This window comes from Clostridioides sp. LIBA-6822, from assembly GCF_056688955.1.
The window spans coordinates 1-12,587 of record NZ_CP196995.1; the positions used below are offsets into that span (position 1 = coordinate 1).

Here is a 12,587-nt window from a genome sequence, read left to right on the forward strand (position 1 = left end):
ATGGATATAGTTTCTTTATGGGACAAAACCCTACAATTAATAAAAGGTGACTTAACTTCAGTAAGTTTTAATACCTTTTTTAAAAACATCGTACCATTAAAAATACATCTTAATGACTTAATACTCTTGGCTCCTAGTGATTTTAATAAAGATATCTTAGAAAATAGATATTTGCATTTAATTGAAGATGCCATCAGTCAGCTGTCACTAAAAAAATATAATATTAAATTTGTATTGAGCGAAAAAGAGGTTGCTGACCTAAATTCTGATAGTACAGATTTAAATTATAGAGTACTTTACCCTAACCTAAATCCAAAATACACATTTGATACGTTCGTTATTGGTAATAGCAATAGATTTGCTCACGCTGCATGTGTTGCAGTTGCTGAATCTCCAGCTAAAGCTTACAACCCGCTTTTTTTGTATGGAGGAGTTGGACTAGGTAAAACTCACTTGATGCATGCTATAGGACATCACATTGTTAGTCAAAAAAAAGACTCAAAAGTTGTTTATGTTTCTTCAGAAAAATTTACTAATGAACTTATAAACTCTATAAAAGATGATAAAAACGAAGAATTTAGAAATAAGTATAGAAATGTAGATGTATTATTAATTGATGATATTCAATTTATAGCAGGAAAAGAAAGAACTCAAGAGGAGTTCTTCCATACGTTTAACACTCTTCATGAGGCAAATAAACAAATAATTATATCTAGTGATAGACCACCAAAAGACATACCTACACTAGAAGATAGACTAAGATCGAGATTTGAAATGGGACTTATAACTGATATTCAAGCACCAGACTTTGAAACAAGAATTGCTATACTTAGAAAAAAAGCTCAACTAGAACGCATCGAAGTACCAAATGAAGTTATGTCATATATAGCAAAAAATATCAAGTCAAATATAAGAGAACTAGAAGGTGCCTTAACTAGAGTAGTTGCTTATTCTTCTCTTAGTAATAGAGTGATATCTTTTGATCTTGCTACAGAAGCTTTGAAAGATATTATAACAACGTCTAAAAATGAAGAAATAAATGTTCTTAGAATAAAAGAAAAAGTATCTTCTGTATTTAATATAAAAATGGAAGACTTCAATTCTAAAAAAAGGACACGCTCAATAGCTTATCCTAGACAAATAGCTATGTATTTAACGCGCGAACTTACTGATTTATCCCTTCCTAAAATAGGAGAAGAGTTTGGGGGTAGAGACCATACAACAGTAATTCATGCTCATGATAAGGTATCTAAAGATATAGCAGAAAGCGAAGAAATTAAGACTAAAATAGACAAAATCATATCAGATTTAAAGGGATAATTTATACACAATTGTCTGTTTATATCTATTGGATAACTTGTTTATATCTTTTTTGAATAAAAATTATTAACAAATAATTAAGTCTCTAATAACAAAGATATTAACATCTTATACACATGTTGATATCTTTGTATTTATAACGTTATACGTACTTATTAACATTATCAACAACACCTACTACTATTACTACTATGATTTTAACTTATTTTTTTATATAAAAGGCCAAAGGAGGTTATCCACATTGAAAATAATTTGTAATCAAAAAATCCTAGCAAATAGAATTGGGATTGCTCAAAAAGCTATTAATGGAAAAACAACTATAGAACTATTAAAAGGTATACTTATATCTACAGAAGAAGGTCAATTAAAACTTACAGGGTATGATGCTGAGATAGGAATAGAAACTTATGTACAAGCAGAGATTATAGAAAAAGGTGATGTTGTTGTAGATGCAAGATTATTTGGAGATATAATTAGAAAATTACCAGATTCTTTTGTTGAAATAGAAACAGATTCAGAAAATAATATTTACATAAATTGTGTAAATTCTAGATTCAAAATTAAAGGATATGCAGCTAAAGAATTTCCTAAACTACCAGAATTAAACGAAGAAGATTTATATAGCATACCTCAAGAAATTCTAAAAAATATGATTAAACAAACCGTATTTGCTATTTCCCAGGACCAAACAAAACCTATTTTGATGGGAGAACTTTTAGAAATTGTGGATAGAAATTTAAATTTAGTGGCTATTGATGGATATAGATTGGCTGTAAAAAGTTGTTCAGTGGATAGTTTAACTGAAAATATAAAAGTCATAATTCCTGGAAAGACGCTTATAGATGTAAATAGCTTACTTTCTGGAGAAGATAATGTTAAAGTTGGATTTAATGAAAAAAATGCTATTTTTATAATCAATGATACAAAGATTATTACAAGGTTACTTGAAGGAGATTTTATTGATTATAAAAAATTATTACCAAGAGAACATAATAGCAGAGTTAAATTAAACACTAAAGAACTTTTAAATAGTATAGAAAGAGCATCTTTATTGTCTCAATCAGAAAAAAATAATCTTATAAAATTATCTATAAGAGATAAAGTAATGGCAATTACTTCTAATACAGAAAAAGGAAATGTATATGAAGAAGTTGAAATAGATTTAGATGGAGATTATCTAGATATAGCTTTCAATTCTAGATACTTTATTGAAGGTTTGAAAAATATAGATAATGAGGAAATATTTATAGAATTTACTACAAATGTAAATCCTTGTATAATTAAACCAATAGATGATGTTAATTATATTTATTTACTACTTCCAGTAAGAATATCATCAAATATATAGCAGACATGAAGGAGTTGTCTTTTGTAGAAAAATTTTTCTAATATTAGACAACTCCTTTTATAAGTACATTTATGGTATAATATACTTTTAGTGTATCAATAGGAATTTGCCTAAAATAGTGACAAGGAGGAACTATTATGACTGAAATAACTATAGAATCAGAATATATAAAGTTGGACCAATTTCTTAAATTAGCAGACATTGCATCAACTGGAGGTCATGCAAAATTTTTAATTCAAGAAGGTTTAGTGACAGTAAATGATGAAATAGAACTAAGAAGAGGAAAAAAGATAAAATCAGGAGATATAGTTGAAATAGAAGGAACTAAAATAAAAGTATTGTAAAAAAGGAGAACTTTTTGTGAAACTTAAAAGTTTGCAACTTGTTAATTTTAGAAATTATGAAAAGTTGCATCTGGAATTTAATGGAAAAGTAAATCTTCTTGTTGGGAAAAATGGTCAAGGAAAGACAAATATAGTAGAATCTATTTATATGCTCTCTTTTGGGAAATCATTCAGAACCAACAAAGATAAAGAAATGGTTAGATTTAATAGTGAAAATTTATATATTGGAGGAAGTTTTTCAAAATATAATAAATATAGTCTAATAGAGCTAATTATTGGAAAAGATAAAAAGGGGATACGAATAAATAAAGTCCCTTTACAAAAAATACAGGAATTACTTGGCAACTTAAATGTTGTCATATTCTCTCCTGAAGATTTGAGACTGGTTAAAGAAGGACCTAAAGAGAGAAGGACATTTATAGATAAAGAGATTAGTCAGATTATGCCTAAATATTATAAATATCTTACCAATTATAATAAAACACTTTCTCAAAGAAGCAGAGTGCTTAAAAGCATGCATGTTGATGAGGCTTTATTAGATGTATATGATGATACATTAGCAAAGTATGGAAGTTATATTTATATTTTGCGTAGAGATTTTATAAAAAAGATAGCCAATATATCTGAGAATATGCATATGAATTTGACTAATGGAATTGAAAAATTGTCAATTAGATATAAGAATCAAATAAATATAACTGATGAAGATACTATAGAGACAGTATATAATAAATTTTTAGCCAAGTTGTCATCGAATAGACCTAATGATATAGAATCTAAGACTACCAGATATGGTATACACAAAGATGACTTAAATATATTCATAAATGATTTAGATGCAAGACTTTTTGGTTCACAAGGTCAACAAAGAACAGCTTCAATATCACTAAAGCTATCAGAAATAGAATTAATAAAAAATGAAGTTGAAGAATATCCAATATTAATTTTAGATGATGTTTTTAGTGAGTTAGATGAAGCACGACAAAAACTTTTAGTAAACAATTTAAGCAATGTTCAAATGTTTATAACAAGTGCTGAGGTTTCACATAAAAAAATATTTGATGAAAAGGATGTTACAATATTTAATATTGAAAATGGCGATGTTATTAGCATAGAGAATGGAGGAAATTAAATGAAACAAGAATACGGTGCAAGTCAGATACAAGTATTAGAGGGATTAGAAGCCGTTAGAAAAAGACCAGGTATGTATATTGGTAGTACAAGCCCTAGAGGTTTACATCACTTAGTTTATGAAGTTGTAGATAATAGTATAGATGAGGCTTTACAAGGATATTGTTCAGACATATATGTATCTATTAATGAAGATGGCAGTGTTTTAGTAAAGGACAATGGAAGAGGGATACCTGTTGAAATACATCCTAAGACTGGTAAATCGACTTTAGAAACAGTACTAACTAATCTTCATGCAGGAGGAAAGTTTGGAGGCGGAGGATACAAAGTATCTGGAGGTCTTCATGGAGTTGGTGTTTCTGTAGTTAATGCACTGTCAAAATGGATGCTAGCAGAGGTTTATTTAAATGGAAAAGTATACAAGCAGACATATGAGAAAGGATTACCAACATCTAAACTTGAAGTAGTTGGAGAATCACAAGACAAAGGAACCATGATTCAGTTCATGCCAGATGAGACAATATTTGATGAAATAGAATTCAAATATGAAACATTGGAGTATAGACTTAGAGAACTTTCTTTTTTGAATAAAGGGATAAAAATAGTATTTGAAGACAAAAGGGAAGGTCAACAAAAAAGAAAAGAATTCCACTATACAGGTGGTTTGGTAGAATATATTAAGTATTTAAATAAATCTAGAACTGGTATACATGACGACATAGTTTATATAGATAAAAAGGTTGACGATTGTTTTGTCGAACTAGCTATGCAATATACAGATGGTTACACAGAGAACATATATTCTTTTGCAAATAATATAAATACACATGAAGGTGGTTCTCATTTAAGTGGATTTAAAGCGGCTCTTACCAAAACTGTAAATGATTATGCTAAAAGAAATAAATTTTTAAAAGAAAATGATGTTAACTTACTTGGTGAAGATATAAGAGAAGGTCTTACAGCAGTAGTATCAGTTAAATTACCAGAACCTCAATTTGAAGGTCAAACTAAAACAAAACTAGGTAATAGTTTTATGAGAGGTCTAGTTGATAGTGTAACAGTTGATGAACTTGGTTCCTTCCTAGAAGAAAATCCAGCAACAGCAAGAATCATAGTTGATAAAGCTTTAAGAGCACAAAGAGCTAGAGAAGCCGCAAAAAAAGCAAGAGAGTTAACAAGAAGAAAAAGTGTATTAGAAAGCACATCTTTACCTGGAAAACTTGCAGATTGTGCAGAAAAAGACCCTGCTAAAAGTGAAATATTCTTAGTCGAAGGGGATTCAGCGGGAGGTTCAGCTAAACAAGGTAGAGATAGAAATAGTCAAGCTATACTTCCATTAAGAGGGAAGATACTTAATGTTGAAAAATCAAGACTAGATAGAATATTATCTTCAGATGAAATAAAAAATATGATAACAGCTTATGGTTGTGGTATTGGAGAAGATTTTGATATAGATAAGGCTAGATACCATAAAATTATAATTATGACCGATGCCGATGTAGATGGAGCTCATATAAGAACTTTATTATTAACATTCTTCTTTAGATATATGAGACCTCTTATAGATGAGGGATATGTTTATGCAGCACAACCACCTTTATATAAAGTTACAAAGCAAAAAAAGGAACATTATGTTTATTCAGATAAAGAATTAAATATATTATTAGATGAAATTGGAAGAAATGGTGCAGAGCTTCAAAGATACAAAGGTCTTGGAGAGATGAATGCAGAGCAATTATGGGATACAACTATGAATCCTGATACAAGAACTTTATTACAAGTAACTGTAGAAGATGCTGCAATTGCAGATGAAGTATTTTCAATGCTTATGGGTGATAAAGTAGCTCCAAGAAAAGAATTTATAGAAGAAAATGCAAGATTTGTTAGAAACTTAGATATATAGAGAGAGGGGATTAGTATACATGGAAGAAAATAACAAAATACTCCCTATTGAAATAGCGGAAGAAATGAAAAAGTCATATATTGATTATTCGATGAGTGTTATAGCTGGACGTGCTCTTCCTGATGTTAGAGATGGTTTAAAGCCAGTTCATAGAAGAATATTATACTCAATGAGTGAATTAAATTTAACTCCAGATAAACCTTACAGAAAATCAGCTCGTATTGTTGGGGACGTTTTAGGTAAGTACCACCCTCATGGAGATACTGCTGTTTATTATGCAATGGTAAGAATGGCTCAAGACTTTTCAACTAGAGCACTTTTAGTAGATGGTCATGGTAACTTTGGTTCTGTTGATGGAGATTCACCAGCAGCTATGCGTTATACAGAAGCCAAAATGAGTAAATTATCATTAGAGTTATTAAGAGATATAGAAAAAGAAACTGTAGACTTTAAACCAAACTTTGATGAGTCATTAAAAGAGCCTTCAGTACTACCAGCAAGATATCCTAATTTATTAGTAAATGGCTCTAATGGGATAGCTGTTGGTATGGCAACTTCAATACCTCCACATAACTTAGCTGAGGTAATTGATGCAACGATATATTTAATTGATAATCCAGAGTGTAGTGTAGATGATTTAATAAAATTTGTGCAAGGTCCAGATTTCCCTACAGCTGCAATTATAATGGGGAAAGAGAGTATCGCAGAAGCATACAGAACTGGAAGAGGAAAAGTTAAAGTTAGATCTAGGGCTTTTATAGAAGAACTTCCAAAAGGAAAACAACAAATAATAGTTACAGAAATACCTTATCAAGTAAATAAAGCTAAATTAGTTGAGAGAATAGCTGAGTTAGTTAAAGAAAAAAGAATAGAAGGTATATCAGATTTAAGAGACGAAAGTAATAGAAATGGTATGAGAATTGTTATAGAATTAAAGAGAGATGCTAATGCTAATATAGTATTAAATAATCTGTATAAACATTCTCAAATGGAAGATACTTTTAGTATAATAATGCTTGCACTTGTAGATGGACAACCAAGAGTTTTAAATCTTAAGCAAATATTATTTCATTATATTAAACATCAAGAAGATGTTGTTACAAGAAGAACTAAATTTGAATTAAATAAAGCTGAAGCAAGAGCACATATTTTAGAAGGATTAAAAATTGCTTTAGATAATATAGATGCAGTTATAAGCCTGATAAGAGCTTCAAAAACAGGTCAAGAGGCTAAACAAGGCTTAATAGAAAAATTCAAGTTAACTGAAATTCAAGCTCAAGCTATACTAGATATGAGACTTCAAAGACTTACAGGTTTAGAAAGAGATAAGATAGATGCTGAATATGAAGAGTTAATTAAGAAGATAAATAGATTAAAAGAAATTTTAGCTGATGAAAGATTACTTTTAAATGTAATAAAAGATGAAATTACAATAATAAAAGAGAATTATTCTGATGAGAGAAGAACAGAGATAAGACATGCTGAAGGCGAAATAGATATGAGAGATCTTATAAGTGATGAAGAAATAGCAATAACTCTTACTCACTTTGGATATATAAAGAGACTTCCATCTGATACTTATAAGAGTCAAAAAAGAGGTGGAAGAGGTATTTCAGCACTTACAACTAGAGAAGAAGATTTTGTAAGACATTTAATAACTACAACTACTCATAGTAGACTGTTATTCTTTACAAATAAAGGTAGAGTGTTTAAACTAAATGCATATGAAATACCTGAAGGTAAAAGACAAGCTAAAGGTACTGCTATAGTGAATTTACTTCAATTATCAGCAGATGAAAAAATTGCTACATTGATACCTATAGATGGCAATGATGAAAATGAATACTTACTACTTACAACAAAAAAAGGTATTGTTAAAAAGACTAAGAGAGAAGAGTTTAGAAATATAAATAAATCTGGTCTTATTGCTATAGGTTTAAGAGATGATGATGAACTTATTGGAGTAGAACTTACAGATGGAAAACAAGAAGTACTTTTAGTTACTAAAGATGGTATGTCTATAAGATTTGATGAAAATGATATAAGATATATGGGTAGAACAGCAATGGGTGTAAAAGGTATAACTTTAAGTAAAGATGATTTTGTTGTGTCTATGAACCTTTGTAGTAAAGGTACAGATGTATTAGTTGTAAGTAAAAATGGTTTTGGAAAAAGAACAAATATAGAAGAATATAGAAGCCAAATAAGAGCTGGTAAAGGAATTAAAACTTATAATATCTCTGAGAAGACTGGCACAATTGTAGGTGCAGATATGGTTAATGAAGATGATGAGATAATGATTATAAATTCTGATGGAGTTCTTATTAGAATAAGAGTTAATGAGATATCACTGTTTGGAAGGGTCACAAGTGGTGTTAAATTAATGAAAACTAATGATGAAGTCAATGTAGTTTCGATTGCCAAAATAAATATTGAAGAAGAATAGGATAAATATCCTATTCTTTTTGTATAATGTACTTAGATAAAAATTTAAAATTGAAAGGAGTAGTTGTTATGTGTAATAAAAAAAGTTGTAAAAAAGGTGGATTTTTATTAATAGGAGCTATTTTAGGTTTTGTATTTGGTCTGTTTTTTGCACCAAAAAAAGGTTCTGAATTAAGAAAAGAAACAAAAGAGAAGTTTAATGATGTGAAAGAAAATCCAAAAGAAGTTCTACATGAAACATTTAATGATGTCAAAGAGAGAATAATAAATTTAGTAGATGATGATAATAATGAAGAAGATATAAAGATTTCTGAAGAAGATATAGTAATAAGTAAAAGCTTTGATGACGAGGGAGATGTTAACTAATGAATGCATGGGGGTGGCAGATTGGAGCAGTGTTAGTAGGTAGTTCTGCTCTTATAGTAGCAATTTATTTAGCTAAAACTCTAAATAGCCTAAATAAGGTTGTTGAAAAGGCTTATAAGATTGTAGATTATAATGAAAGACATATACAGGATATTGTTGAAAATGCATCATCAATATCAAAGGGAATAGATGATATAGTTTATGTAATTAATAAAATAATGAGTATAGGAAATATATTTAAAATTATTAAGAGGAAATAGGAGGTTTTTACATGTCTATGAATATAGAGTCAAATTTAGATTCTCAAAATAAATTTTGGAATGTTTGTCTTGATGGAGAACTTGATGTTTCTACAGCAGATAAACTAAAGGAACATTTGCATAACTTGATAGAAAAAAATATGTTAGATGTAAAAATTAATCTTAAAGATTTAGATTATATAGATTCAACAGGTTTAGGAGCTATGATAGGTGTATTGAAAAAATTAAAGATAAACGAAAAAGAGATATACATAGTAAATCCTAAGAGTAATGTCAGAAAGATTTTTACTATAACAGGTCTAGATAAAATATTTAAAGTGGAGGGATAGACTTTGGCTTGTGAGACTATAAAGATGGAAATTACTACAAATCCAGATTATGTTAGTATAATAAGATTAACAGCGTCTGGAATTGCTAATAAGATGGGATTTCCAATAGATGATATAGAAGATATAAAGGTAGCAGTATCAGAAGCATGTACAAATGCAATAAAGCATAGTAAAGATGATGTGTTCAATATAGTATTTAATATTTTAGATAATGCAATTAATATAGAAATTCAGGATAATGGAAAAGGATATGATGTTAGCTCAATAAGTACACCAGATTTAGAGAATCCAAAAGAGAGTGGTCTTGGACTATTTATAATTAGAACTTTAATGGATGATGTAGATATTGAATCAGAACATAACCAGGGAACAAAAATAAAAATGACTAAATATTTAGGAGTTGATATTTAATGAAAAATGTAGCTAATGCTACACATTACCTAAATATGGATACAAAAGAGCTATTTAATTTATATAATAAAAATAAAAATGTAGATATTAGGAATATTCTTATTGAAAGGCATCTGTATTTAGCAAGATTGTTAGCTAAGAAGTATATAAATAAAGGTGTTGATTTTGAAGATATATATCAAGTTGCTTCATTAGCGTTAATTTATGCTATTGATAGATATGATGTTGAAAAAGGATTTGAATTCTCCAGTTTTGCAACACCAACTATAGTAGGAGAAATAAAAAAATATTTTAGAGATAAAGTTTGGACACTTAGAGTACCAAGAAGAATACAGGAACTAAGCAAAAAGATAAGTGATGCAAAAATTAAACTAGAACAAGAAAATAAAAAGCATCCAAAAGTAAAAGATATAGCTGATTACATTGGAGTCAGTGAAGAAGATGTTCTAGAGGCTATGGAAGCTTCCTATGGATATCAACCTATGTCTTTAGATTCATCAAGTAATGATGATTCAGAAGATAAAGACATAACTCTTATTGATAAGATAGGAAAAGAAGAAGGTAACTTTGGAAGTATAGAGTATGAAGATTTTATTAATAAGTTTATTAAAACTTTGAATGAATTAGAAGTAAAAATATTTAAAGACAGATTTTTCTTTGATAAAACACAATCTAGTATAGCTAAGGAGTTAGAGATATCTCAGATGACTGTTTCTCGACTAGAAAAAAAGGTAGTAGAAAAGCTAAAAAAGGAATATGAGAAAAATTTATAAAAAAATATAAAAAAAGTATTGACCTACTGTTTTAAAGATGGTATAGTATTACTTGTCCTTGAAAAAAGGAAAAAGAAATAAACACGAACATTGAAAATTAAACAGTAGGTTAATTTATATTAAGAAACAAACCATAAAGCCAGATATTTTGATAACAATAGTATCTGAGCCTGATAAACTTTTATTTGAGAGTTTGATCCTGGCTCAGGATGAACGCTGGCGGCGTGCCTAACACATGCAAGTTGAGCGATTTACTTCGGTAAAGAGCGGCGGACGGGTGAGTAACGCGTGGGTAACCTACCCTGTACACACGGATAACATACCGAAAGGTATGCTAATACGGGATAACATATTTGAGAGGCATCTCTTAAATATCAAAGGTGAGCCAGTACAGGATGGACCCGCGTCTGATTAGCTAGTTGGTAAGGTAACGGCTTACCAAGGCGACGATCAGTAGCCGACCTGAGAGGGTGATCGGCCACATTGGAACTGAGACACGGTCCAAACTCCTACGGGAGGCAGCAGTGGGGAATATTGCACAATGGGCGAAAGCCTGATGCAGCAACGCCGCGTGAGTGATGAAGGCCTTCGGGTCGTAAAACTCTGTCCTCAAGGAAGATAATGACGGTACTTGAGGAGGAAGCCCCGGCTAACTACGTGCCAGCAGCCGCGGTAATACGTAGGGGGCTAGCGTTATCCGGATTTACTGGGCGTAAAGGGTGCGTAGGCGGTCTTTCAAGTCAGGAGTGAAAGGCTACGGCTCAACCGTAGTAAGCTCTTGAAACTGGGAGACTTGAGTGCAGGAGAGGAGAGTGGAATTCCTAGTGTAGCGGTGAAATGCGTAGATATTAGGAGGAACACCAGTTGCGAAGGCGGCTCTCTGGACTGTAACTGACGCTGAGGCACGAAAGCGTGGGGAGCAAACAGGATTAGATACCCTGGTAGTCCACGCTGTAAACGATGAGTACTAGGTGTCGGGGGTTACCCCCCTCGGTGCCGCAGCTAACGCATTAAGTACTCCGCCTGGGAAGTACGCTCGCAAGAGTGAAACTCAAAGGAATTGACGGGGACCCGCACAAGTAGCGGAGCATGTGGTTTAATTCGAAGCAACGCGAAGAACCTTACCTAAGCTTGACATCCCAATGACATCTCCTTAATCGGAGACTTCCCTTCGGGGACATTGGTGACAGGTGGTGCATGGTTGTCGTCAGCTCGTGTCGTGAGATGTTGGGTTAAGTCCCGCAACGAGCGCAACCCTTGTCTTTAGTTGCCATCATTAAGTTGGGCACTCTAGAGAGACTGCCAGGGATAACCTGGAGGAAGGTGGGGATGACGTCAAATCATCATGCCCCTTATGCTTAGGGCTACACACGTGCTACAATGGGTAGTACAGAGGGTTGCCAAGCCGTAAGGTGGAGCTAATCCCTTAAAGCTACTCTCAGTTCGGATTGTAGGCTGAAACTCGCCTACATGAAGCTGGAGTTACTAGTAATCGCAGATCAGAATGCTGCGGTGAATGCGTTCCCGGGTCTTGTACACACCGCCCGTCACACCACGGGAGTTGGAGACGCCCGAAGCCGATTATCTAACCTTTTGGAAGAAGTCGTCGAAGGTGGAATCAATAACTGGGGTGAAGTCGTAACAAGGTAGCCGTATCGGAAGGTGCGGCTGGATCACCTCCTTTCTAAGGAGAATTACCTACTGTTTAATTTTGAGGGTTCGTTTTTACGAATACTCAAAATTAGCACTTTAAGCAACAGAATAAACTGAGCGCATGCGAAGTTTGTTTGTTGGCGACGTGCGTTAGCACTTTAAGCAACGGGATTTATCCGTTGGCGCTGTGCGTTAGCACTTTGAAAACTGCATATATATTTAGTGATATGACATCTAATTTGTAATATATAAAGCTGATAACTTTTTAAAATTATCAAGTTGATAGACTTTAATCTATCAAACC

The 12,587-nt window shown here is 31.8% G+C and carries 11 protein-coding genes and 1 rRNA gene; all 12 read left to right on the forward strand.

Annotated features, from left to right (window positions below):
* The 12 genes from dnaA to ACTG48_RS00060 all read left to right on the forward strand — a co-directional run bounded on the left by dnaA (position 1) and on the right by ACTG48_RS00060 (position 12,314).
* Positions 1-1,320: a chromosomal replication initiator protein DnaA gene (dnaA, locus tag ACTG48_RS00005; RefSeq protein WP_021386592.1), complete on the forward strand. Its 1,320-nt coding sequence runs from the start codon at positions 1-3 to the stop codon at positions 1,318-1,320.
* Between the two features lie 241 nt (positions 1,321-1,561).
* Positions 1,562-2,668, forward strand: a complete 1,107-nt coding sequence (dnaN, locus tag ACTG48_RS00010) for a DNA polymerase III subunit beta (RefSeq protein ID WP_021386621.1) — start codon at positions 1,562-1,564, stop codon at positions 2,666-2,668.
* A gap of 137 nt (positions 2,669-2,805) precedes the next feature.
* Positions 2,806-3,012, forward strand: a complete 207-nt coding sequence (gene yaaA / locus ACTG48_RS00015) for a S4 domain-containing protein YaaA (RefSeq protein ID WP_021386627.1) — start codon at positions 2,806-2,808, stop codon at positions 3,010-3,012.
* A gap of 16 nt (positions 3,013-3,028) precedes the next feature.
* On the forward strand, positions 3,029-4,144 hold the full coding sequence (recF, locus tag ACTG48_RS00020) for a DNA replication/repair protein RecF (protein ID WP_021386574.1): 1,116 nt from the start codon (positions 3,029-3,031) through the stop codon (positions 4,142-4,144).
* The gene (gene gyrB, locus ACTG48_RS00025; protein ID WP_479917847.1) at positions 4,145-6,046 is read left to right on the forward strand and encodes a DNA topoisomerase (ATP-hydrolyzing) subunit B; all 1,902 of its coding nucleotides are present in this window, start codon (positions 4,145-4,147) and stop codon (positions 6,044-6,046) included.
* 19 nt (positions 6,047-6,065) lie between these two features.
* Entirely contained in the window at positions 6,066-8,492 is a 2,427-nt protein-coding gene (gyrA, locus tag ACTG48_RS00030) for a DNA gyrase subunit A (RefSeq protein ID WP_021386572.1), read from the forward strand.
* Between the two features lie 68 nt (positions 8,493-8,560).
* Positions 8,561-8,857 (forward strand): YtxH domain-containing protein, encoded by a 297-nt coding sequence (locus ACTG48_RS00035; RefSeq protein ID WP_021386570.1) that lies wholly within the window; start codon positions 8,561-8,563, stop codon positions 8,855-8,857.
* Positions 8,857-9,117, forward strand: a complete 261-nt coding sequence (locus ACTG48_RS00040) for a hypothetical protein (protein ID WP_021386594.1) — start codon at positions 8,857-8,859, stop codon at positions 9,115-9,117. The genes ACTG48_RS00035 and ACTG48_RS00040 overlap by 1 nt, the downstream gene beginning before the upstream one ends.
* Before the next feature lie 11 nt (positions 9,118-9,128).
* Positions 9,129-9,446, forward strand: a complete 318-nt coding sequence (locus tag ACTG48_RS00045) for an STAS domain-containing protein (protein WP_021386566.1) — start codon at positions 9,129-9,131, stop codon at positions 9,444-9,446.
* Positions 9,447-9,449: 3 nt separating this feature from the next.
* Positions 9,450-9,857, forward strand: coding sequence for an ATP-binding protein (locus ACTG48_RS00050; protein ID WP_021386612.1), 408 nt, complete (start codon positions 9,450-9,452; stop codon positions 9,855-9,857).
* On the forward strand, positions 9,857-10,630 hold the full coding sequence (locus tag ACTG48_RS00055) for a SigB/SigF/SigG family RNA polymerase sigma factor (protein WP_021386626.1): 774 nt from the start codon (positions 9,857-9,859) through the stop codon (positions 10,628-10,630). The genes ACTG48_RS00050 and ACTG48_RS00055 overlap by 1 nt, the downstream gene beginning before the upstream one ends.
* A 181-nt stretch (positions 10,631-10,811) precedes the next feature.
* Positions 10,812-12,314, forward strand: a 16S ribosomal RNA gene (locus ACTG48_RS00060).
* The last annotated feature ends 273 nt before the right edge of the window (positions 12,315-12,587 follow it).